The organism is Pseudarthrobacter sp. J47, assembly GCF_049810315.1.
Classification (GTDB): Bacteria; Actinomycetota; Actinomycetes; order Actinomycetales; family Micrococcaceae; genus Arthrobacter.
This window is the reverse complement of sequence record NZ_CP187358.1, coordinates 2005259-2027206: the sequence shown is the minus strand read 5'-3', so window position 1 is coordinate 2027206 and position 21948 is coordinate 2005259. Positions and strand designations below refer to the sequence as shown.

General features: G+C 62.1%; 21 protein-coding genes and 1 pseudogene. 9 read left to right on the top strand and 13 right to left on the bottom strand.

Annotated elements, in window-relative coordinates; translation table 11 throughout:
- Positions 1 to 9: 9 nt before the first annotated feature.
- On the top strand, positions 10 to 1731 hold the full coding sequence (gene ctaD / locus ACPJW8_RS09220; RefSeq protein WP_330188329.1) for a cytochrome c oxidase subunit I: 1722 nt from the start codon (positions 10 to 12) through the stop codon (positions 1729 to 1731).
- Positions 1728 to 2129, top strand: a complete 402-nt coding sequence (locus ACPJW8_RS09215; protein WP_330188328.1) for a cytochrome c oxidase subunit 4 — start codon at positions 1728 to 1730, stop codon at positions 2127 to 2129. Before ctaD ends, ACPJW8_RS09215 begins: the two co-directional genes overlap by 4 nt.
- Positions 2130 to 2203: 74 nt before the next feature.
- On the opposite strand, the gene ACPJW8_RS09210 is transcribed toward ACPJW8_RS09215, so the two are convergent.
- Entirely contained in the window at positions 2204 to 2500 is a 297-nt protein-coding gene (locus ACPJW8_RS09210) for an HPr family phosphocarrier protein (RefSeq protein WP_330188327.1), read from the bottom strand.
- A gap of 166 nt (positions 2501 to 2666) precedes the next feature.
- On the opposite strand from ACPJW8_RS09210, the gene ACPJW8_RS09205 reads away from it, so the two are divergent.
- The gene (locus tag ACPJW8_RS09205; RefSeq protein ID WP_330188326.1) at positions 2667 to 3455 is read left to right on the top strand and encodes a GntR family transcriptional regulator; all 789 of its coding nucleotides are present in this window, start codon (positions 2667 to 2669) and stop codon (positions 3453 to 3455) included.
- A gap of 74 nt (positions 3456 to 3529) precedes the next feature.
- Here ACPJW8_RS09205 and ACPJW8_RS09200 read toward each other — a convergent pair whose 3' ends face one another.
- The 4 genes from ACPJW8_RS09200 to ACPJW8_RS09185 form a co-directional block, all read right to left on the bottom strand.
- A complete protein-coding gene (locus ACPJW8_RS09200; protein WP_330188325.1) occupies positions 3530 to 5200 on the bottom strand; it encodes a ubiquinol-cytochrome c reductase cytochrome b subunit in 1671 nt (556 codons plus the stop codon).
- Entirely contained in the window at positions 5178 to 6254 is a 1077-nt protein-coding gene (locus ACPJW8_RS09195) for a ubiquinol-cytochrome c reductase iron-sulfur subunit (protein ID WP_330188324.1), read from the bottom strand. The genes ACPJW8_RS09200 and ACPJW8_RS09195 overlap by 23 nt, the downstream gene beginning before the upstream one ends.
- 99 nt (positions 6255 to 6353) lie before the next feature.
- On the bottom strand, positions 6354 to 7142 hold the full coding sequence (locus ACPJW8_RS09190; protein ID WP_330188323.1) for a cytochrome c: 789 nt from the start codon (positions 7140 to 7142) through the stop codon (positions 6354 to 6356).
- An 87-nt stretch (positions 7143 to 7229) separates the two neighbouring features.
- Positions 7230 to 7904: a cytochrome c oxidase subunit 3 gene (locus tag ACPJW8_RS09185; RefSeq protein WP_425256311.1), complete on the bottom strand. Its 675-nt coding sequence runs from the start codon at positions 7902 to 7904 to the stop codon at positions 7230 to 7232.
- Positions 7905 to 8016: 112 nt separating this feature from the next.
- On the opposite strand from ACPJW8_RS09185, the gene trpD reads away from it, so the two are divergent.
- Positions 8017 to 9075, top strand: coding sequence for an anthranilate phosphoribosyltransferase (gene trpD, locus ACPJW8_RS09180; protein ID WP_330188321.1), 1059 nt, complete (start codon positions 8017 to 8019; stop codon positions 9073 to 9075).
- Positions 9076 to 9088: 13 nt separating this feature from the next.
- Here trpD and ACPJW8_RS09175 read toward each other — a convergent pair whose 3' ends face one another.
- Positions 9089 to 9370, bottom strand: a complete 282-nt coding sequence (locus tag ACPJW8_RS09175) for an Lrp/AsnC ligand binding domain-containing protein (protein ID WP_330188320.1) — start codon at positions 9368 to 9370, stop codon at positions 9089 to 9091.
- A gap of 138 nt (positions 9371 to 9508) precedes the next feature.
- On the opposite strand from ACPJW8_RS09175, the pseudogene ACPJW8_RS09170 reads away from it, so the two are divergent.
- Positions 9509 to 10413: pseudogene (locus tag ACPJW8_RS09170) on the top strand (IS982 family transposase).
- Between the two features lie 28 nt (positions 10414 to 10441).
- On the opposite strand, the gene ACPJW8_RS09165 reads toward ACPJW8_RS09170, so the two are convergent.
- Positions 10442 to 10855, bottom strand: a complete 414-nt coding sequence (locus tag ACPJW8_RS09165) for a DUF3054 domain-containing protein (protein WP_330188858.1) — start codon at positions 10853 to 10855, stop codon at positions 10442 to 10444.
- A gap of 88 nt (positions 10856 to 10943) precedes the next feature.
- Between ACPJW8_RS09165 and ACPJW8_RS09160 the strand changes: the two genes are divergently transcribed.
- The 4 genes from ACPJW8_RS09160 to ACPJW8_RS09145 all read left to right on the top strand — a co-directional run bounded on the left by ACPJW8_RS09160 (position 10944) and on the right by ACPJW8_RS09145 (position 14861).
- Positions 10944 to 11408: a VOC family protein gene (locus tag ACPJW8_RS09160; RefSeq protein ID WP_330188857.1), complete on the top strand. Its 465-nt coding sequence runs from the start codon at positions 10944 to 10946 to the stop codon at positions 11406 to 11408.
- 28 nt (positions 11409 to 11436) lie between these two features.
- Entirely contained in the window at positions 11437 to 12987 is a 1551-nt protein-coding gene (locus tag ACPJW8_RS09155) for a Re/Si-specific NAD(P)(+) transhydrogenase subunit alpha (protein WP_330188856.1), read from the top strand.
- Positions 12984 to 14387 carry a Re/Si-specific NAD(P)(+) transhydrogenase subunit beta gene (gene pntB, locus ACPJW8_RS09150; protein WP_425256310.1) on the top strand — a complete coding sequence of 468 codons (1404 nt, stop codon included), beginning with the start codon at positions 12984 to 12986 and terminating at the stop codon, positions 14385 to 14387. The genes ACPJW8_RS09155 and pntB overlap by 4 nt, the downstream gene beginning before the upstream one ends.
- A 66-nt stretch (positions 14388 to 14453) precedes the next feature.
- Positions 14454 to 14861 carry a RidA family protein gene (locus tag ACPJW8_RS09145; RefSeq protein WP_330188855.1) on the top strand — a complete coding sequence of 136 codons (408 nt, stop codon included), beginning with the start codon at positions 14454 to 14456 and terminating at the stop codon, positions 14859 to 14861.
- Between the two features lie 23 nt (positions 14862 to 14884).
- Here the strand turns inward: ACPJW8_RS09145 and nagB are convergent, their stop codons facing one another.
- The 6 genes from nagB to ACPJW8_RS09115 all read right to left on the bottom strand — a co-directional run bounded on the left by nagB (position 14885) and on the right by ACPJW8_RS09115 (position 21839).
- Positions 14885 to 15655, bottom strand: a complete 771-nt coding sequence (nagB, locus tag ACPJW8_RS09140; protein ID WP_330188854.1) for a glucosamine-6-phosphate deaminase — start codon at positions 15653 to 15655, stop codon at positions 14885 to 14887.
- Between the two features lie 60 nt (positions 15656 to 15715).
- Positions 15716 to 17509 (bottom strand): beta-galactosidase, encoded by a 1794-nt coding sequence (locus ACPJW8_RS09135; protein WP_330188853.1) that lies wholly within the window; start codon positions 17507 to 17509, stop codon positions 15716 to 15718.
- A 63-nt stretch (positions 17510 to 17572) separates the two neighbouring features.
- A complete protein-coding gene (locus ACPJW8_RS09130; RefSeq protein ID WP_330188852.1) occupies positions 17573 to 18535 on the bottom strand; it encodes a hydroxyacid dehydrogenase in 963 nt (320 codons plus the stop codon).
- A 50-nt stretch (positions 18536 to 18585) separates the two neighbouring features.
- The gene (locus ACPJW8_RS09125; protein ID WP_330188851.1) at positions 18586 to 19512 is read right to left on the bottom strand and encodes a carbohydrate ABC transporter permease; all 927 of its coding nucleotides are present in this window, start codon (positions 19510 to 19512) and stop codon (positions 18586 to 18588) included.
- Complete coding sequence (locus tag ACPJW8_RS09120; RefSeq protein ID WP_330188850.1) at positions 19509 to 20360, bottom strand: sugar ABC transporter permease; 852 nt, start codon at positions 20358 to 20360, stop codon at positions 19509 to 19511. Before ACPJW8_RS09120 ends, ACPJW8_RS09125 begins: the two co-directional genes overlap by 4 nt.
- 162 nt (positions 20361 to 20522) lie before the next feature.
- The gene (locus tag ACPJW8_RS09115; protein ID WP_330188849.1) at positions 20523 to 21839 is read right to left on the bottom strand and encodes a sugar ABC transporter substrate-binding protein; all 1317 of its coding nucleotides are present in this window, start codon (positions 21837 to 21839) and stop codon (positions 20523 to 20525) included.
- Between the last annotated feature and the right edge of the window lie 109 nt (positions 21840 to 21948).

The window sequence follows — 21948 nt, the reverse complement described above, 5'->3', positions numbered from 1 at the left end:
GGCAGCGACGTGGCAACTTACACAGCATCCCCGGGAGTCCTTGAGGCGCCCGTAGTACCAAAGTCCAAGGGGCGCATCGTCGTCAACTGGATTACCTCCACAGACCACAAGACCATCGGGTACATGTACTTGATCGCGTCGTTTGTGTTCTTCTGCTTCGGTGGCGTGATGGCGCTGCTGATCCGCGCTGAGCTCTTCGAGCCCGGCATGCAGATCCTGCAGACCAAGGAACAGTACAACCAGCTCTTCACCATGCATGGCACGGTCATGCTGCTGATGTTTGCGACGCCGCTGTTTGCCGGCTTCGCCAACGTGATCATGCCGCTGCAGATCGGTGCTCCGGACGTAGCCTTCCCGCGTCTGAACGCCCTGGCGTTCTGGTTCTTCCTCTTCGGTTCCACCATCGCGGTTTCCGGCTTCATCACCCCGCAGGGTGCGGCGTCGTTCGGCTGGTTCGCCTATGCACCGCTGTCCAACACCACCTTCAGCCCGGGCGTGGGTGGCGATCTCTGGGTCTTCGGCCTGGCATTGTCCGGCTTCGGCACCATCCTTGGTGCGGTCAACTTCATCACCACCATCATCTGCATGCGTGCTCCGGGCATGACCATGTGGCGCATGCCGATCTTCACCTGGAACACGCTGGTCACGGCCATCCTGGTCCTGATGGCGTTCCCGCCGCTGGCCGCAGCACTGTTTGCCCTTGGCGCCGACCGCCGCTTTGGTGCGCACATCTTTGATCCGGAGAACGGTGGCGCTGTCCTGTGGCAGCACCTGTTCTGGTTCTTCGGCCACCCTGAGGTGTACATCATCGCGCTGCCCTTCTTCGGTATTGTCTCGGAGATCTTCCCGGTCTTCAGCCGCAAGCCGATCTTTGGTTACAAGGGCCTCGTTTACGCGACCATCGCCATTGCAGCACTGTCCGTGACGGTGTGGGCGCACCACATGTACGTCACCGGATCTGTCCTGCTTCCGTTCTTCGCGTTTATGACCATGCTGATTGCGGTACCCACGGGCCTGAAGTTCTTCAACTGGATCGGCACCATGTGGCGCGGTTCGTTGACCTTCGAAACCCCCATGCTCTGGAGCATCGGCTTCCTGGTCACCTTCCTCTTCGGTGGCCTGACCGGCATCATCCTCTCCTCGCCGCCGCTGGACTTCCACGTCTCCGACTCCTACTTCGTGGTGGCGCACTTCCACTACGTTGTGTTCGGCACCGTGGTATTCGCAATGTTCGCCGGCTTCTACTTCTGGTGGCCGAAGTGGACGGGCAAAATGCTGAACGAACGCCTTGGCAAGATCCACTTCTGGATGCTGTTCCTTGGCTTCCATGGCACGTTCCTCATCCAGCACTGGCTGGGTGTTGAGGGTATGCCCCGCCGTTATGCCGACTACCTCGTCGAGGACAACTTCACCTGGATGAACCAGTTCTCCACGGTGTCCTCCTTCGTGCTGGGCGCATCACTGATCCCGTTCTTCTGGAACGTGTTCGTTACGGCCCGGTCTGCACAGAAGGTGGAAGTGGATGACCCCTGGGGCTTCGGTGCCTCGCTGGAGTGGGCAACCTCCTGCCCGCCGCCGCGCCACAACTTCAAGTCCCTGCCGCGCATCCGTTCGGAGCGTCCTGCACTGGACCTGCACCACCCCGAGCTTGCCCAGCGACACACTGTTCAGTCGCCTGAGCCCGTTGCCCACGCACTGGGTAACGCCGACCAGAAGGATGCCGACAAGTGAAAATCGAAACCTGGCTCTTTGGCAGCGGAGTTTTCTTCTTCCTTCCTGTGGCCGTTGTCTACGGATTCCTGACCAACTGGGATGAGTGGGTGGGCTTCCTGGGAATTATGCTTGTTGGTGGCCTTGCCGGCATGATCGGCGCTTACCTCGGCTTCACCGGTAAGCGGATCGGCTTGCGCCCCGAGGACCGTAACGACGCCGAGATCCACGAAGGCTCCGGTGAACAGGGTCACTTCAGCCCCTGGAGCTGGTGGCCGCTGGTCCTGGGCCTGGCATGCGCTGCCGGGTTCCTGGGCATGGCTGTTGGTTACTGGATCACCTTTATCGCGGGCGGCCTCGCCGTCGTGGCGCTGGTTGGCTGGGTTTACGAGTACAGCCGCGGAGACCACGCGCACTAGCGTCTGAATAGCTGTCTCAACAAGAGCGGGCCCCACCGGAAGGTGGGGCCCGCTCTTGTTTTCGGAAGAGGGCTCTAGGCGCCGTTCTGGGACTCGAGGAGTTTCACAAGCCGTTCCAGTGCCGCCTCGGCCCGTTCGAGCGCTGCATCCCCTTCCAGGGCCTGGTCGTCTATCACCAGATCCACCTTGCAGCCGTGGTCAAAGTCCGCTGTCATGACTTCGAGCAGTGACCTGGCGTCCACCCCGGCAGTTGATCCGGATCGGCGGATAACTATGGGCAGACCCGTCTCCGTTACGGCACGGACAAAGAGTGCTGCTGGCCGGGCATGCAGGCCAATGTTGGCGGCCACCGTGCCGCTGCGGACTGGCAAGGAACATCCTCCTGGAATTTATTGAGTGCGTCACTGGAAATTCCTGTCCAGAATACCCGCCCGATCGACGGCCGGAGTAATGAACGGCCGGTTCCCCGGATGGATGTTGGTCTAGACCGGAGACCTTAAGATTGAACCGTGGAACACACAAGAGAAACCGGCCGCCATGTCCGCTGACGCTTCAAGGATAGTTGGGGCGATTGACCGCAACAGCGGGGTGGCCATCTACATCCAGCTGCGGGAGATCCTGCGGGGATATATAACGACTTCCTGCCCGCCAGGGGCAGCCCTGCCGTCTGAGCGTGATCTTGCAGAACGGTTCGGGCTGGCCCGTATGACGGTCCGCCAGGCTATTGACGCTCTGGTGGGAGAAGAAATCGTGGAGCGCGTGGTGGGGCTGGGCACGTTCGTCCGGAAACCCAAGCTGGACCTTCAGGTGAAACTGACGTCATACAGCGAGGAAATGCAGCGCCGCGGCATGGTACCCGCCGCAAAGGTCCTCAGCTTCGAGCAGACGGCCGCCAGTGCCTTCCTGGCGCGCGAATTGCAGCTGGAGGAGGGAACGCCCCTGGTGCGGTTCCGCCGGTTGTTGCTGGCCGACGGTGAGCCAATGAGCGTGGACGAGAACTTCATTCCGGCGCACCGGGTTCCCGGCCTCCTTGATGGCGAGCCGCCAACATCGCTGTATAACGTCCTGAGCGAGCACTACGGCCTGGTGATGGAGTGGGGCGAGGACATGATTGAGGCAACAGCCGCCTCGCCGTCCACCGCGCGGCTCCTGAACGTGGATGTTGGTGCTCCGCTCCTGAAGATCCAGCGCCATGCGTTTGTTGCCAGGTCCATGGTGGACTACTCGGTGTCCTACTACAGGGCTGACAGGTACAAGCTGTGGGTTCCCCTGCAAAGGCCAGGTGCGCGGACGGCCCGTAACTACGGTGGCGGCCGCGAGCACTAGCAGCAGGAACACAAAAGGCGGGTGCCGGTCCTGATGGACCGGCACCCGCCTTTTGTGGTGTTTACGGCTGCGCCCTAGTGGCTGAGGCTCTTGGTTTCCTCGGCCGACTCGACGGCGTGGTGTCCGTGGCTGTGTGCTGCAGCCAGTTCCGCGGGGGTCACGGGGGCGACCCGGTCCTCGAAGAACCACCTGGACAAGAAGGCGCGGCGCTTTTCCTTCTTGGTGACAATGCCATGCTCGTTCGGCACTGCCGGCAGGGGAGCGGGTGATTCGAAGCCCACCAGCTTGTAGAGCTTGTAGTCATCCAGCGGAGCGTGGATTTCTTCAAACTCACCGTGCGGCAGTCGAACGATGCGTCCGGTTTCCCGGCCGTGCAGTGCGATTTCACGGTCCTTGCGCTGCAGCGCGAGGGCTACGCGCTTGGCAACAATGAAGCCGATGACGGGGCCGATGAAGAACAGGGCCCGGAGCCAGTAGGTGACGTCGTTCAGGGAGACCGCGAAGTGTGTTGCGATGAGGTCCGAACCTGCGGCGGCCCACATCACGCAGTACCAGATGAATCCGGCGACGCCGATTGCGGTACGGGTAGGAGCGTTACGGGGACGGTCCAGGACGTGGTGCTCGCGCTCATCCTTGGTGACCCAGCGTTCGATCCAGGGGTACATGAACATCACGGTGAACAGGATGCCTGCGGGCACCAGGGCCGGAAGCAGGACGTTCAGGGTGAGGGTGTAACCGAAGATGACGTATTCGAAGTGGAAATCACCGATGACACCGGGCATCAGGCGCAGGGCGCCGTCAACGAACCCGATGTACCAGTCAGGCTGGGTACCTGCAGACACCGGCGAGGGGTCGTAAGGTCCGTAGTTCCAGATGGGGTTGATGGTGAAGAATGCCGCCATCAGGGCGATCACGCCGAACACGATGAAGAAGAATCCACCGGCCTTCGCAGCGTAGACAGGACCCAGGGGGTAACCCACGACGTTTCCGTCGTTGCGGCCCGGGCCAGGGTACTGCGTGTGCTTGTGGACGACCACCATAAAGAGGTGCAGGACAATCATCAGGAGGATGAGCGCAGGTACCAGCAGGATGTGCAGCACATAGAGGCGGCCAATGACCGCGGTGCCGGGGAACTCGCCGCCGAACAGGAAGAACGAGATCCATGTTCCGACGACCGGAATGGACTTGATCACGCCGTCGATGATCCGCAGGCCGTTGCCGGACAGCAGGTCATCGGGGAGCGAGTAACCGGTGAAGCCGGCTGCCATGGCCAGGATCAGCAGCACGCTGCCTACAACCCAGTTCATTTCGCGGGGCTTGCGGAACGCACCGGTGAAGAAGACGCGCAGCATGTGCACGGCGATGGAGGCGACGAACAGCAGCGCGGACCAGTGGTGGACCTGGCGCATGAAAAGGCCGCCACGGATGTCGAAGGAGATGTTCAGCGAGGAGCTGTACGCCACGGACATTTCGACGTTGCGCAGTTCCGTGTAGGAACCGGCATAGTGCGTTTCCGCCATGGACGGATCGAAGAAGAACGTCAGGAAGGTGCCCGAGAGCAACAGGATGACGAACGAGTACAGCGCCACTTCGCCGAACATAAAGGACCAGTGGTCGGGGAAGACCTTTCGGCCGAATTCCCGCAGAATTCCGGAGCCGCCAACACGCGAGTCAACGAAATCGGTGATGCGTCCGGCTTTGGTCGATGCGACGAATGCCGGATCAGCTGTTGATTGCGCGCTCATGCTCATCACGCTCCCAGTAACTTGGTCCTACGGGTTCTTTGAAGTCGCTCGTGGCAACCAGGTAGCCTTCGTCGTCAACTGCGATGGGCAGCTGGGGGAGCGGGCGGCTGGCCGGTCCGAAGATGACCTTGCATTCCTGCGTGAGGTCGAAGGTGGACTGGTGGCACGGGCACAGCAGGTGGTGCGTCTGCTGTTCGTAGAGGGCTACCGGGCAGCCCACGTGGGTGCAGATCTTGGAGTAGGCAACGATTCCGTTGTAGCCCCAGTCCTCGCGGCCCGGAGACGGGTTGAGGGAAGCCGGGTCCAGGCGCATGAGCAGCACAACTGCTTTGGCCTTTTCGTTGAGCTTGCCTTCGTGGAGTTCGTTCAGGCCTTCCGGGATTACATGGAAGGCGGAGCCGATCGTGACGTCCGCGGCCTTGATGGGCGTGCCGTCGGGGTCGCGGGCAAGACGCTTCAGCGTGCCGCCCTCGGGAGCCCACATGGTGTGCGCCAGCTTGTTGTCGGGGCGTGGACCGAGATCACCAAAGATGGCAACTGCCGGCAGCGGGGCCAGTGCAACCGCGCCCAGGAGGGTGTTGCGGATGAGGGGACGGCGCTTGATGCCGGTTTCCTCGACGATGTCGTCAACAATCCGGACAGCCGCCTGGCGGTCATCTTCGGTGCGGATGGCATGGCGCTCTTCCGACACTTCGTGGTCCGGCATCAGGGCCTTGGCCCAGTGCACAATACCGGTGCCGATGCCGAGCATCGCAAACGCAGTACCCAAACCAAGCAGCATGTTCTGCAGGCGGACAGATTCGAGGTTCGATTCTTCACCCACACCAAGGTCGATGGCAAAGTACGCCACCAGGAACACCAGCGTGCCAACTACAGAGGCACCGAAAAGGAGGGCCACCTGCCGTTCTGCCCGCTTTGCAGCTTTCGGGTCCGTGTCAGCCAGGCGCAGACGATGTGGTGGAAGTCCAGGGTCCTGGAACTTCTCCACCTCATCCTGACCAGCCGTAGCTACGGTGCCCGAGTGGTTCGGACTGCCGTCACTATGGTTGCCCATAATTCGCCTCATCCTTCTCTCGTCCCGGCTTGTGCCGGGTTAGTTTTCAATTTCAATACTGCTGGCTGGCAGCAGAAGTTCTTTGCGGTGACGCGCACTTTAGGAAGTGCGGGACGTCAGCCAGATGGTGAAACCGATGATCACGCCAAGTCCTGCGATCCAGACGAACAGGCCTTCGGCCACCGGGCCCAGTGAACCGAGCGCGAATCCGCCCGGGGTGGGGTTGGATTCGATGTTCTTCAGGAAGGTGATGATGTCGCGCTTGCCTTCGGGATCGATGTTCGAATCGCTGAAGACGGGCATGTTCTGCGGGCCGGTGACCATGGCTTCGTAGATGTGCTTCTCTTCGACGCCGGCAAGGGCAGGAGCGTACTTGCCACGGGTCAGTGCACCGCCGGCTGCTGCGGCGTTGTGGCACATGGCACAGTTGACGCGGAACAATTCGCCACCGGCAGCGGCGTCGCCCTGGCCGTCGAGCAGGCCCTCTTCGGGGATGGCGGGGCCGGCTCCAAGGGAGGCCACGTAAGCGGAAAGCTGGTGGGTCTGTTCGTCGTTGAACTGAACGGGCTTCTGCTGGGCCTGCGGACCGTTCATCTGCATGGGCATGCGGCCGGTGCCAACCTGGAAGTCAACGGATGCGGCTCCCACACCTACGAGGGAGGGCCCGTCCTGGGTGCCGCTGGCACCCATGCCGTGGCAGGTGGCGCAGTTGGCTTCGAAAAGCTTCTCGCCCTCGGCAGTATCGCTGGCGCTGTAGGTGGTGGTTTGGGCTTTCGCCTCGTTAACCGTGGTGGCGGCAGCGTAAAGCCCACCAGTGACGAGGAGTCCCATGAGGAGCAGCGCAATCGCTGCCAGAGGGTGACGTCGCTTCTGCGAGAGTGCCTTCACGTGGTGGTTCCTTTTTTCGATCCTGCGTCGGCCGGTGAAGCCGCCTGTTGAAATTCTGCCTCTTGTAGAAAAAGAATCAAAGCTTGACTACTTGAGTACGTAGATGACCAGGAAGAGGCCAATCCACACGACGTCCACGAAGTGCCAGTAGTACGACGTCACGATGGCCGAAGTGGCCTCGAAGTGGCCGAACTTCTTGGCGGCGAAAGAGCGCCCGATGATGAAGAGGAACGCGATGAGTCCGCCGATGACGTGCAGGCCGTGGAAGCCGGTGGTCATGTAGAAGGCCGAGCCGTAGGCGTTGGAAGACAGGGATACGTGCTCGGAGACGAGCATGGCGTATTCCATGGTCTGGCCTGCCACGAAGAAGGCTCCCATGATGAAGGTCAGGGTGAACCATTCGTTCATGCCCCACCGGGAGAACTGGAAGAGCCCGCCGGTTTTACGCGGCTGCAGGCGTTCGGCGGCGAAGACACCCATCTGGCAGGTGAAGGAGCTCGCCACAAGGACGATGGTGTTCACCAGGGCAAAGGGGAAGTTGAGCTTCGCTGTCTCATCAGCCCACATCTCGCCCGACGTTGAGCGGAGGGTGAAGTACATGGCAAAGAGGCCGGCGAAGAACATCAACTCGCTGGACAGCCAGACTACGGTTCCAACAGAAACCATATTGGGGCGGTTCAGCGTGGGATGCGCCGGGGTACTGGGGGCATGGGTCGCAGATGTCACATAGACATTATGTCTATAAAACTCCGTCCTGCCCAATGCGAACCGCCTTTTGGGGGGACTTTTTCTACAAAGACGCGAATTCGCGCGGAAAAGTTCCCGAGGGGGTTCACATTGGTCAGGCGTGCCTGCCCGTAGATAGCATCAGGGTGTGACTTCCCAGGCATCTGCTTCGACGACTGACAACACATGGCCGCGCCTCATTTCGGCCCTGATCCGCGGAACCGATCTCACGTCGGACAACACTGCCTGGGCCATGGACACCATCATGTCCGGGGAGGCCAGTCCGGCCCAGGTCGCCGGCTTCCTCGTTGCCCTCAGCGCCAAGGGCGAAACCGTCGACGAAATCTCCGGCCTGGCGGATGCCATGCTCGCGCACGCCAACAGGCTTGAGGTCTCCGGAGAAAAGCTGGACATCGTCGGCACCGGAGGTGACCAGCAGAACACCGTGAACATCTCGACGATGGCCGCCCTGGTTGCGGCCGGTGCAGGTGCGCGTGTTGTTAAACATGGCAACCGTGCCGCGTCCTCGTCTTCGGGATCCGCCGATGTCCTCGAAGCACTCGGTGTGAGGCTGGACCTGCCCATCGACCGCGTGGCCAAAAATGCCGAGGCCGCCGGAATCACCTTCTGTTTCGCACAGGTGTTCCATCCGTCGTTCCGGCATACAGCTGTTCCCCGGCGGGAACTCGCCATCCCCACTGCATTCAACTTCCTGGGCCCCCTCACCAACCCGGCGCGCGTACAGGCCTCGGCTGTCGGCGTCGCAAATTCCCGGATGGCACCGCTGATGGCCGGCGTCCTGGCAAAGCGTGGAAGCCGTGGCCTGGTATTCCGCGGGGATGATGGCCTGGATGAACTAACGACCACCGGATCGTCAACTGTCTGGGAGATCCGTCACGGCCAGGTGACGGAACTGGCGTTCTCGCCTGCTGATGTGGGTATTCCGCTTGCGCAGTTGGAGGACCTGCGCGGGGGAGATGCGGCAGTTAATGCCTCGGTGGTCCGCGATGTCCTGGCTGGCAAGCCCGGTGCCGCCCGCGACGCTGTGCTGCTGAATGCCGCTGCGGGCCTGGTTGCCTATGACGTTGACGCCGAAGGGCCGTTCCTGGAACGGATGCGTGGCGCCTTGGCCAGGGCAGCTGAGTCCATCGATTCGGGTGCTGCTGAAGGCGTGCTTCGGCTGTGGGTGGAAAACAGCCGCGGCTAGCCTGGAGGCGGGATTACTGCTCGAAGCCCAGGGCGAAGGCCGCATCGAGATCGTGCTGGGAGTACGCGCGGAAGGCAATGTGGGTGCTGGTGTGCACCACGGCTTCCACCTTGGAGAGCCTGTCCGCAATAACCTCCGCCAGGTCCTCGTGCCGGGCCACGCGGGCCACCGCGATCAGGTCCCATTCGCCCGTTACGGAGTACACCTCGCTGATTCCCTGGAGCGCGGAAATCTCCTCCGCGGTCTCTGGGATGCGTGAGGCGTCGGTCTTGATCAGGACAAAAGCGGTGATCACGGACAATCCCTTCGGATCAAGTGGCCGGCGGCGGGCCGGTGTGGCGTATTTCCTGCAGCCAGCCTAGATGAGTAATTCCTATTGCGTAGGACGGTGGGGAGCCTTTTAAAGTAGGGCGGAGAGTGTTAAACCCGGTATGTGAACCCCGAACTAGACACTCTCCTGACCACACTCTATGCCCTTCTCACCGACCGTGTCCTCCCTGATCTTGGCGTGTCCCGGGACCGGCGGCCCGGGCGCAAGCCCGGGCTCTCCGATGCCGAGCTGCTCTGCCTGGCGGTGGCACAGCAACTGCTCGGATACTCCTCCGAAACCAGATGGATCCGATACGCCCGGACCCACCTGACGGGGATGTTCCCGGGCATCCCGCAACAGTCCGGCTACAACAAACGCCTCCGGGCCGCCGGGACGCTGATCTCCGCGACCATCACAGCCCTGGCCAAGGACACCCCGTCCTGGCACGACGTGCTCCGACTGGTCGATTCCACCCCACTGCCCTGCGGAATGTCACGGGAAACCGTCAAACGCTCCGACCTTGCCGGGCACGCGGGCTACGGCTACTGCGCGTCGCACTCCCGCTACTTCTGGGGCTTCCGCCTGTACCTGATCAGCACCCCTGAAGGAATGCCGGTCATCTGGGGCCTGGCAAACCCGAAAATCGGAGAACGCGAAGTCACTCAGGCCCTGCTGAAAAAAAAGACCATCACCTCGTCCACGCCGGCCAGGTCATCCTGGGCGACAAAGGCTTCGCCGGCAAAGACTTCGAACGATTCATCACCGACGACCTCGGCGCCCACCTCATCAGACCCGACCGCAAAGACGAAAAGCCACGCTTCGGCAAACTCGGCGGCATCCGCCAATGGATCGAATCAGTCTTCGACACCCTCAAAGGCCAACTCACCCTCGAAAACCACGGCGGGCGCACCCTTGAAGGCGTCAAAGCACGCGTCGCTGCACGACTCCTGGCCCTCGCAGCCGGCATCTGGCACAACTGGCGAATCGACGCGCCCCGCAAACGCTCCCTAATCGCCTACGACCACTAAATCCAATAGGACTTAATCATCTAGTACATCAGGTCCGGGCGGAGCGGCGCGTCAAGCGCGCCAGGAGGGCCAGTAATCCCCGGTAGCCCACCAGCAGGATCCCGAGTGAAACCAGCGCCACCATCACGAATGCCAGCACCACCGTCTGGCCGGTGGCGAGCCTGAGCACCATGCCTGCGACCAGGCTGCAAAGCCACACCGGCACGCCGGCCGCCAGCACCCCGAATGGCCGGCGCCAGACCCTGAAGGCCAGCCAACCGGCCGCCAGGCCAACCAGGAACGGCCATGCAGTCAGAAATACTCCTGTTACTACGTCACCGCGGGCATGGGCATCCCGGCCCACTGCGGCAAAGATCAGGATGAGGATGAAATCCACGACGGCGGCGATCACCACGGGAGCAGGGCGGACAGGATTTGCGGTGGATGCTGGGGACGCCGTCATGCTTCGAGTTTAAAGCGCTCCCGCCGGGCGTTATGACCGTTGTGTGCCTGGTCACAGCGGGATAGTGTCGAGCCGGGAGGAGCCAACCATGGAAAAAATCACCACATGTCTCTGGTTTAAGAGCGAGGCAGAGGAAGCAGCCGGTTTTTATACGTCGGTCTTTGATGATTCGGAAGTCAGGCATGTCGCCAGGCAGGGCAACGGTGAGGTGCTCACTGTTGATTTCACGCTCGGGGGCAGAAGCATCCTGGCCTTGAACGGATCCCGGGGAGCGGAATTCAGCGAGGCGTTTTCGCTGGTGGTCCATTGTGAGTCCCAGGATGAACTTGATCGCTACTGGGACGCCCTGGTGGCAGATGGCGGCCAGGAAAGCATGTGCGGCTGGCTGAAGGACCGGTTTGGGCTGTCCTGGCAGATCGTCCCCACGGTACTCGGCTCATTGATCGGTGGCCCGGATCCTGAGGGCGCACAGCGGGCAGTCCAGGCGATGCTCGGAATGCGGAAGCTGGACATCGCCACGCTGCAGAAGGCCTATGACGGCGGGGAAAATTGATCCTGGGTCCGGGCAAGGGGGAACAGTCATGACCAGGATCGGCATTGTGGCCGAGGGCGGCGGAGAAGCGCGGGTCGCGGCGACGCCCACAACTGCCAGGGAGCTGGCAAAACTTGGGTACGACGTCGTCGTGGAACAGGGTGCTGGAACTGCGGCGTCGTTCCCGGACACGGCCTACCTTGAAGCGGGTGCGCAGGTTGTGGACACCGGTGAGGCCTGGGCCAGTGCCGTCGTGTTGAAGATCAACCCGCCCCAACCCGGGGAAATCAACCGGCTTGCCGAGGGCGCCACCTTGATCGGCCTGCTGAGCCCTTCACTGCGGCCGGACCTGGTGGACGAACTCGCTGCGCGGCCCATCACAGCCCTGGCGTTGGACGCTGTTCCCCGGATATCGCGGGCGCAGTCAATGGACGTTCTCAGCTCCATGGCCAACATTGCCGGCTACCGCGCGGTCATTGAGGCGGCCCACGAGTTCGGCCGGTTCTTCACGGGACAGGTCACAGCCGCGGGCAAGGTGCCGCCCGCGAAAGTCCTGGTTGCCGGTGCAGGAGTTGCGGGCCTTGCAGCAATTGGTGCCGCCAGCAGCCTGGGGGCGATCGTCCGGGCAACGGATCCCCGGCCCGAAGTCGCCGACCAGGTGAAATCAATCGGCGGTGTTTACCTCAAGGTTGAAGTGGATGAGGTGATGGCTACGGCGGACGGCTATGCCCGGGCCACCAGCGAGGATTATGACAAACGGGCCGCGGAGATCTACTCAGAGCAGGCCCTGGACGTGGACATCATCATCACCACTGCGCTGATTCCGGGGCGGCCCGCTCCGAAACTCCTGACCGCCGCGGACGTTTCCAGCATGAAGCCGGGCAGCGTGATTGTGGACATGGCGGCTGGCCAGGGCGGCAACGTGGAAGGGTCCAGGGCCGGGGAGCGTGTGGTGACCGCGAACGGCGTCGTCATCCTCGGCTATACGGACTTGCCCGGCAGGCTGCCGGCGCAGGCCTCGCAACTGTACGGGACCAACCTCCTGAACCTGATGAAGCTGCTCACGCCGGGCAAGGACGGCCGGTTGGAGATCGACTTCGATGACGTGGTGCAGCGTTCCGTCACGGTGGTGCGCAACGGTGAAAAGACCTGGCCACCGCCGCCGGTGCAGGTTTCAGCAGGGCCGCCTGCTGTTTCCATGGCAGCAATGCCCGACGGCGGTGCGCAGCCCTCTGCGAAACGGGGCCTGGGCAAAGTGGGCAAGGGAGTCCTGGTTGCGGCCGGGATTGCTGCGCTTTTCGGAATCAATACAGTGGCGCCGCCACCGTTGCCGCAGCATTTCACAGTGCTCCTGCTGTCGGTGGTGGTCGGCTTCTACGTCATAGGCAAGGTCCATCATGCGCTGCATACGCCGCTTATGTCCGTCACCAACGCCATTTCCGGGATCATTGTGGTGGGTGCCTTGCTGCAGGTGACCTCCGGAACTCCGGCGGTTCAGGTACTTGCCGCGGTTGCGGTGCTGTTGGCCAGCATCAACATCTTCGGTGGCTTCGCCGTCACCAGGCGGATGCTCGCGATGTTCTCCAAGGCGGGCAAGTGATCACGGCCGGCTCCGTCGCCGGAGCAGCCTACATTGTGGCCGCCCTGCTGTTTATCCTCAGCCTGGGCGGGCTGAGCAGGCACGAGTCCGCCCGTGGCGGAGTCAATTACGGAATCGCCGGTATGTGTATTGCCCTGGCGGCCACCATTTGGCTCTCCCTGGAAGGAGCCTGGGATTCCGGCGAGGGCCGGACAGGGGTGGCGCTGCTTGCCGGGGCCGTGCTGGCTGGAGCTGCCATCGGATTGTGGCGGGCCCGCAAGGTGGAAATGACCGGCATGCCGGAGCTGATCGCGCTCCTGCACAGCTTCGTTGGCCTGGCTGCCGTGATGGTGGGCTGGAACGGGCACCTGGAGGCCCCCGCATTATCTGCCGAGCTTGCGGCGGTCCACCACGCGGAGGTGTTCATCGGAGTCTTCATCGGCGCGGTGACTTTCACCGGATCCATCGTGGCGTTCCTGAAGTTGTCAGCCCGGATGAAGTCCGCACCACTGATGCTCCCCGGGAAGAACTTCATCAATCTGGGCGCCCTCGTGGCCTTCCTGGCGCTGACCATCTGGTACGTCAACGACTCCATGCTGTGGCTCCTGATCGTCGTGACGCTGCTGGCGCTGGGGCTGGGATGGCACCTGGTTGCCTCGATTGGCGGAGGCGATATGCCCGTCGTCGTGTCAATGCTCAACAGCTACTCCGGCTGGGCGGCTGCGGCAGCGGGATTCCTGTTGAACAACGATCTCCTGATCGTCACCGGAGCCTTGGTGGGCTCTTCGGGCGCCTACCTCTCATACATCATGTGCAAGGCCATGAACAGGTCCTTCCTGTCCGTGATCGCTGGCGTCTTTGGCGTCACCGCCACCGAAGGGATATCCGCTGAGCTGGGCGATTACCGGGAAATCCAGGTCGAGGAAGCGGCGGACCTGCTCTCCGGAGCGTCAAGCGTAGTGATTGTTCCCGGGTACGGCATGGCTGTTGCCCAGGCCCAGTATCCGGTAGCTGAACTGGCACAGAAGCTCCGCGAGCGCGGCACGGAAGTGAGGTTCGGCATCCACCCGGTGGCCGGCAGGCTCCCCGGGCACATGAACGTACTGCTTGCTGAGGCCAAGGTGCCCTATGACATCGTGCTGGAAATGGATGAGGTCAACGATGACCTCAAGGGCACATCGGTGGTGTTGGTGATCGGCGCCAACGACACAGTTAATCCTGCAGCGGCAGAGGATCCCGGCAGTCCCATAGCCGGCATGCCGGTGTTGAGGGTGTGGGAGGCAGAAAACGTGATTGTGTTCAAGCGCTCCATGGCTGCGGGCTATGCCGGAGTGCAGAATCCGTTGTTCTTCCGCGAGAATTCGCACATGCTGTTCGGCGATGCCAAACAACGCGTCGAGGACATCCTCCGCGCTTTTTAGGGGCGTCGCGGGGCCGGGCGGGCTATATGCCTTTCCACCCGCTGCCGGCCGTGAGAGCATACCGGCATGGGATCCATCCAGCGCATTCGTCCCGAGGGCCTTGTCCGCAGTCCGGCCTTCAGCCATGTCGCGGTGGTGCCTCCGGGCGCCACCACCGTCTATGTGGGAGGCCAAAACGCCGTCGACGCCGATGGGCGGCTGTTGGGGGAGGGGGACGTTGCGCTGCAGTCGGCCACAGCCCTGGCAAACGCCAGGACTGCACTGGCTGCCGCGGGGGCCACCCTGGCGGACGTGGTGCAGTGGACTGTGCTCTTTGTGGATGGCGTTGATATCGGCGCGGGGTATGGCGCGATCGCGGCTGAGCTTGCCTCCGATGAACCGGCCCTGGTGACTGCGGCGCGGGTCGCCGGACTGGGAGTGCCCGGCGCACTGGTGGAAATCAGTGCCGTTGCAGCCCTGATGGTGGGCGACTAACGTCCCTCATCCCGCATGTGCCGCTACCGCTGCCACGCCGGAAGATTGGCCGTCACGTACTTGTAGTATTCGGTCCCCTGCAGTTCTGCCGCGGCCTCTTCATCTACGAGGATGGTGGCGTGCTGGTGCATCTGGAGCACTGATCCGGGGCACATGGCGCTGAGGGGACCCTCGACGAGTCCCGCGATTGCCTTGGCCTTCGAACTTCCCTGGGCAACCAGGATGACTTCCCGGGCGTCCATGATCGTCCCGAGGCCCTGGGTGAGGCAATGTGTGGGCACTTCATCGGGGCTTGCAAAGAAGCGCGCGTTATCCCGGCGCGTCTCCGGAGTCAGCGTTTTGATCCGCGTGCGGGAGCTGAGGGAAGACGTCGGCTCATTGAATCCGATGTGCCCTGTGGAGCCGATACCCAGCAGCTGGATGTCGATCCCGCCAAAGGCCTTGATCCGTTCCTCATATATGGTGCAGGCATCCTCAAGGTTTTCGGCAGACCCGTCCGGTACATGCACCCGTTTCGGATCCAGACCCAGTGGAACCGTCACTTCCCGGTCAATGACTGCGCGGTAGCTTTCCGGGTGGCTGGGGCTGAGCCCTACGTATTCGTCAAGGGCGAAAGCCGACAGTCCGGACAGGCCGTCAGGTTTCCGGGCAGCCAGTTCGCGGTAGACGGGCAGGGGAGAGGACCCTGTTGCCACGCCAAGCACCTTCAGCCGGCCGCTTCCGAGCCGGCGTTCAATGATGTCGGCGGCGTAGGCACCGATTTCCTCGGATGTTTCAAAGATGGCGATTTTCATGGATGTCCTCGTGGGAGTTGCAGGCCCGGTCGATGCCGGTTCCGGGCTCGTGGTGTTTCGCTAAAGTTCAGCAGCGGCGATCTTGCCGGTGCTGGGCGCGCCAAGGTCGGGTTCCTCGCGGAGCTCGACCTTGGTGCCGCTCTGTCCGAGCTCAAGAATCTGGATCCGGTTGGTCCCGGAATGCAGCAGCGGGGCCGGGACGTACAACGTGACCTGTGGGCCCGTTTCCTGGTATCGGCCGAGCAGGAATCCGTTGACCCAGACAAATCCCATGCCAAAGCCCGGGAGGGCCAGGAATGTGTCTGCGGGTGTCTGAACCTCCAGCGTGGCCGAGGAGAGCAGCTCCAGTTCCTTCGTTTCCCACTCGTCCAGGGCAACCGGAACGTGCGTCCAGTTGAAGGTGCGTCGCTGGTTGACCAGCACGCCATCCAGGATGCCTTTTCCTTGACCTGTCAACGGTCCGTAATTGATCCTGCCACGGTTCTCCACAAGGATCTCCAGGCGGACACGCGCGCCGGTTCCGGTCACCATAAGGCCGTCTGCAGCAGTCTGATCGTCGAGGACCCCGGCGAACTCGCCGTCCACCCAGACATGGGCGCGATCGGCAAGCCCCAGGATCCGCAAAGGGGTTTCCGCAGGTTCACCGGGCTTGCCGGGCAGGACCGGGTTCGCACTGTACAGCACCATGCCGGCGTCGAGTCCCAACTGCTCAAATGACTGGGGACGAACGCTGCTGACTGCAGGTCCGGCAGAGCGCAGGATGGACAGCAGGGACTTGCCGGGTACAACGGACAGCGACTGAGCCGGAAGGACCGGCGCAGGCTCCAACAGTTCCCGGGGAAGCGGAGGGGGATCCATGATGCCCTGCGCCTTGAAGAACTCGCCGCGCAAAGCATGGAACTTCCCTGTCAGGGCCCCGTTTTCGGCGATGGGCGCGTCAGAGTCGTAGCTCGTGACCGTCGGCTGGAGTACCTTGCCATCGTGGTTCGCTCCGGAGCGCAGCCCGAAGTTGGTGCCGCCATGGGCCATGTAGAGGCAGATGGAACCGCCCAGGTCAAGAATTTTCCGGACTTCTTCAGTGGTCTCTGAGACATCCCGGACATGGTGCTCCTCGCCCCAATGGTCGAACCAGCCACCCCAGAACTCAACATTAAAGAAGGGCTCGCCCGGCCGGCGGCGCTGCCACGTCTCTATCGCTTCATCGCCCCGGCTCCCGAGGGTGGCCGTTGCCCAAGTGTCTTCCATGGCGCCACCGTCCAGGAAGTAGTCTGTTCCGCCGTCGGCTGTGAAAAGAAGCTCTGTGATACCGCGCTCCTGAAGTGCCTGCTTGTTCCACTTCAGGTATTCCTGGTCGTCGCCGTAGCTGCCGTATTCGTTTTCGATCTGGACAGCAACAACCGGGCCGCCGTGGGCCGCCTGCCGCGGAACAATGATCGGGAGCAGTTCGTCGAACCACGCTTCAATGGCGGCCGTGAACTCCGGATCCATGCACCGCAGGCCGATGCCGGGGGTCCCCGTCAGCCAGGCCGGGAACCCGCCATTGTCCCATTCGGCACAAATGTAGGGTCCCGGCCTGACAATGACGTCCAGGCCGATCCGGGCAGCGGTATCGATGAACGCCCCAAGGTCCCGCCAGCCGGTGAAGTCGGGCGCACCGTCCTGTTTCGGCTGATGGAAGTTCCATGCGACGTACGTGTCAACGGTGTTGGCCCCCATGGTTTGCAGCTTCAGGAGCCGGTCCTCCCACTGGTCCGGGTGCACCCGGAAGTAGTGGATCGCGCCAGCCAGGATCCGGTGGGGAACATCGGAGCGGAACAGCTGTGAGTCCCTGTAACTAAGGATGGAGTGGGGCACGGAATTCCTTCTACGACGTACGGGGCACGCTTTCGGCGCACATGATGACTGGCTTTCGAGTGGTCAGGCCGTGTGGGACAGCACTTCGGCTTTGACCTGGTTGAGGAGCGGCTGGCCCGCGATGAAGCGTTCAACGTCGCGGAACGCGGCCTCACCAAGCCGGTGAAGCTCGTTGCCCTGGGAACCGGCAATATGTGGAGTCAACACCAGATTCGGTGCATTGAAAAGTGCTGAATCCGCGGGAAGCGGGTCAGGGTCGGTCACATCGATGACCGCGTGCAGGCGTCCTGACGCCAGCTCGGCAGTCAGCGCAGCCGTATCCACAAGGCTTCCACGTGCCGTGTTGATCAGCGTTGACCCATCACGCATGAGTGCGAGGGCGTCCTTGTTGATCATCTGGAAGGTTGCCGGCACCTCCGGTGCATGCAGGCTGACCACGTCGCTTTCCCTGAGCAGCTCGTCCAGGTTGACCGAGCGGGCATTAAGAATGTCCTCCGGAACAAAGGGGTCGTAGAAGACCACGTCAACGTCAAAGGGATTCAGCAGTTCAATCACCCTTCGACCAATCCTGGATGCGCCCACGACGCCGACCTTCAGGCCATAGTTGCCCCACCGGGCAGGTTCAACAGCGAACGGACGGTACTTCCGGCTGCGCACATAGCCATCCGCGATTTCGAGGATCCGTTTGCCGGACAGCAGAATCATGGCCAGGGTGTACTCGGCCACTGGCAGCGCGTTGGTGTCCGCGCCGGAGGTTACCGTGATGTCGCGGCTGAACAGTTCCTCGGTAGCGAACTCCTTGACGGAACCAGCCGTGTAGATGACCGCCTTCAGTCGAGGCATCCGGTCCAGCATGGCCTCGTCCAGCTGGGGACACCCCCAGCATCCGATGATGAGTTCGACGTCTTCCAGCGGGTACTCCGCAGCGTTGGCTTTCGTCAGCAGTGTGGGTTGCAGGTCCACTGCGGTCTTGAGTTCCTCGAAGACGGCTGGAGTAAACAGCCTCTCCGGGAGCCCGCTGTCCATGGCAAGGACCGCCTTGGGACGTGTGGACCGGGACGGGAGCTGGTTCGTTTCTATTTCAGGGCTCCTGCTCCGATGCCGGACTTCCAGAACCTCTGCAGGGAGATGAAGAGGATGATGACCGGGATGATGGCAACCAGTGAACCCACGACGACGAGCTGTGCAAATTCAGGATCCGCCACAGTGCGTCCGTGCCATGAGTAGATACCCAGGGCTGCCGGGAACAGGCTGGTATCGCTCAGCATCACCAGGGGGAGGAAGAAGTTGTTCCAGATGGCACTGAACGTCATCAGGAAGAGCGTCACGATGCCGGGCTTCATCAGGGGTGCGGCGATCGTCAGGAAGGCGCGGAACTCGCCTGCGCCGTCCAGCCGGGCTGCTTCCATGAGTTCCTTGGGCACGTAGCTGGCACTGAACATCCGCGCAAGGTAGACGCCGAACGGGCTTGCCACCTGGGGAAGGAAGACACCCCAGAAGCTGTTGACCAGGCCAAGGTTGGAGGCCAGCAGGTACAGCGGCATGGTGGTCACGGCAGCAGGCACCAGCACGCCAACCAGGACGAAGCCGAACCAGCGTTCCTTGCCCGGGAACTCGAACTTGTCAAAGGCGTGGCCTGCGAGGAAGGACACCGCCACTGAAACGCAAGCGCCGAGGCCTGCGTAGGCAAACGTGTTGACCATCCACCGGACGAAGGTTCCGTTTTCCCAGCTGAACAGCAGGACCAGGTTTTCGATCAGGTTGAAGTCAGCGAAGACGAATCCGCCGGTGCCGTAGAGGTCCGAGGTGGTCTTCGTGGAAGCCACGATGAGCCACGTCAGCGGCAGGAGCGTGTAAAGGCAGAACAGGAGCAGCATTGCGTTGACAGCAATCTTGGAAGACCAGGCGCTTCCCGACTGGCGCTGCTTGCGGGCTTTCACCGGAGGCATCGGGGCTGGTGCTGCGGTTCCGTGTGCCACGGGTTGTGTTGCGATCGGGCTCATGAGTCCACCTTCGATCCGAACTTGGTAACGGCCCAGGACAGGGCGCCGATAAAGACGGCGAACAGCAGTGCGGTTGCTGCGGCATAGCCGAAGTCGTGCTTCTCGAAGGCCGTCTGGTAAATGAACATGTTGGGGGTCCAGTTGCTGTCAATGGACGTGGCGCGGCTCTTCAGGAGCAGGGGCTCGGCGAACAGCTGCATGGCACCGACGACGGTGAAGAGCGTCGCGACGCTTACAGCGCCCATAATCATGCGTGCCTTGATGGCGAAGGCGGTGCGGATGGGTCCGGCGCCGTCAACAGTGGCGGCTTCCAGGACTTCGCGAGGAACTGCCTGCAGGGCAGCGTAGAAGAGGATGACGTTGTAGCCGGTGTGGAGCCAGATGGTGATGTTTGACAGTGAGAGCAGGGCGGCAATGTGGCTGCCGAGATCCCAAGTGGATCCGGTGCTCTCGAAAATGTCCACCAGCGGGCTGACGCCGGGAGTGTAGAGGTATACCCAGATCACTGCCGCGATCAGGCCGGGAACAATGTTCGGCATGTAGAAAGCGAGGCGGAAGAATCCCTTGGCGCGGGCTGCCGTGGAGTCAAGCAACAGTGCGACTACCAGGGACAGGCCAATCATGACCGGGATATAGAAGAGGCAGTAGATGGCGATGTTGAGGAAGCCGACCAGGAAGGAGGGATCCTGCACCGCGCGGGCGTAGTTTTCCAGGCCATTGAAGACCCGGGTGGCCCCGCCAAGGCCCAGTCCGCTGGACTTTTCGGTGAAGAGGCTGAGGAAACCGGAATATCCGATCGGAGCGATGGTGAACGCCAGGAACAGCACGAAGAATGGAGCCAGGAACAAAAATGCGTGTTTCCCTGACCGGCGGCGTGAACGGCGTATGACGGTGGATCGGGCCGTTGTGGTGGCGCCTGTCATGACTTTTCCCTTCGAATGGGTGGTACTGAATGGACCTTGATCAGCCCGCCGGCCAGGGGGGCGGCCGGCGGGCTGACAAGGAGTGTGTTACTTGACGGAGATTCCGCGGTTCTTCAGGTCAGCAACCGTGGCTTCCTGCGCCGGGGGGAGAATGTCGGCAAGCTTGGTGCTGCCGGCCTTTACCTGTGCGCTGCCATCAGTAAGCTTGGCGAGCGTGGTAGCGGTACCCGGACCCCAGACCCAGCCCTCAGGAACGTTTGCCAGGCCTTCGCCGGCAACTTCGTAGATGTTCTGGCCACCGAAGAAGTCGGGAGCGAACGCCTTGGATGCAGCCTTGCGGGCTTCCTCGTTCACGGGGAAGACGGTGGAGGTACCGCCGGCGATACGGGCTTCGATACCCTCAGGGGTGGTGGTCATCCACTTGATGAACTTCACGCCGGCTTCAGCCTTCTCGCTGTTTTCCGAGATACCGAAGGTCGAGCCACCGTACAGTGCTGCAGCAGGCGTCGACGTCGGTGAAGGCACCGGTGCGATCCGCCACTTGCCTGCCTGGTCCGCGTACGTGGACTGAAGGCCGGCACCGTACCAGGAGCCGCTGATCACGGAGAGCATCTGGCCTGCAGCCTGCTTCTGCTGAAGGACCGGAGCTTCGTCGGACCACAGGAGCTTCTCGTCGTACATTTCCTGGTGGATCTCCAGTGCTTCCTTGGACTTGTCCGAAGCGATGTCAACCTTCCAGGAATCGCCGTCGAGGTCTCCCCACTTGGCGCCGTTCTGCCATGCGAGCGCGGCGTACATCACGCCGTCGCCTACTGCGCTGGCTCCGAGGCGTACGTTCGGGTCGGCTGCTACAACCTTTTCAGCGGCGGCCTTGTATTCTTCCCAGGTCTTGGGTACTTCGATGCCGTACTGCTCGAACAGGTCTGCACGGTAGTACATCTGCAGGACGCCTGCGTCCAGCGGTACGGACCAGGTCGATCCGCCGAAGTTGACCAGGGACTGCGTGGACTCCGAGTAGTTGTCCTTGACGAGGTCACCGGCTTCCTTGGTGATGTCCTTCAGGACACCCTGGCTGGCCATTTCGGCGACGCGCGGGTATTCGACGGTGATTACGTCCGGCGCGTTACCGGCTTTGACCTGGTTGGTCAGCTGCGGGTAGTTGTCCTTCGAGCTGGCAACTTCGTTGAACGTCACGTTGACTTCGTCCTGGGCGGCGTTGAATGCGTCAACGACCTGCTTTGAACCCTTCAGCCATGACGAGAAGGTGATTTCGACCGTCTCCTGCGGCTCGGCAGGTGCAGAGGAGGCAGTGGTGCCCGTTTCTGCTCCGCCGCAGCCGGCGAGCAGTGCCGCGGACAGCAGCCCTGCTGCGATGACGATGCTTGGTTTGCGATTGAGTGGCATGAAGATTACTCCTTGTTGAATGTGGCCCCTCTCACATGGTGGGGGACCGTTTTGTGCCAGTCAAGCGCAATTGACCAAAATGATCCAAAATCTGGTTCAAACGAAAGAA

Excerpts from the sequence above, each read along its gene's own strand:
- nagB (WP_330188854.1), bottom strand. The coding sequence starts at position 15,655 with ATGAAAATCGCCATCTTTGAAACATCCGAGGAAATCGGTGCCTACGCC.
- ACPJW8_RS09165 (WP_330188858.1), bottom strand. The coding sequence starts at position 10,855 with ATGACGGCGTCCCCAGCATCCACCGCAAATCCTGTCCGCCCTGCTCCC.
- ACPJW8_RS09125 (WP_330188851.1), bottom strand. The coding sequence starts at position 19,512 with ATGAGCCCGATCGCAACACAACCCGTGGCACACGGAACCGCAGCACCA.
- ACPJW8_RS09195 (WP_330188324.1), bottom strand. The coding sequence starts at position 6,254 with ATGGGCAACCATAGTGACGGCAGTCCGAACCACTCGGGCACCGTAGCT.
- ACPJW8_RS09160 (WP_330188857.1), top strand. The coding sequence starts at position 10,944 with ATGGAAAAAATCACCACATGTCTCTGGTTTAAGAGCGAGGCAGAGGAA.
- ACPJW8_RS09115 (WP_330188849.1), bottom strand. The coding sequence starts at position 21,839 with ATGCCACTCAATCGCAAACCAAGCATCGTCATCGCAGCAGGGCTGCTG.
- ACPJW8_RS09130 (WP_330188852.1), bottom strand. The coding sequence starts at position 18,535 with ATGGACAGCGGGCTCCCGGAGAGGCTGTTTACTCCAGCCGTCTTCGAG.
- ACPJW8_RS09145 (WP_330188855.1), top strand. The coding sequence starts at position 14,454 with ATGGGATCCATCCAGCGCATTCGTCCCGAGGGCCTTGTCCGCAGTCCG.
- ACPJW8_RS09155 (WP_330188856.1), top strand. The coding sequence starts at position 11,437 with ATGACCAGGATCGGCATTGTGGCCGAGGGCGGCGGAGAAGCGCGGGTC.
- ACPJW8_RS09200 (WP_330188325.1), bottom strand. The coding sequence starts at position 5,200 with ATGAGCGCGCAATCAACAGCTGATCCGGCATTCGTCGCATCGACCAAA.
- ACPJW8_RS09205 (WP_330188326.1), top strand. The coding sequence starts at position 2,667 with ATGTCCGCTGACGCTTCAAGGATAGTTGGGGCGATTGACCGCAACAGC.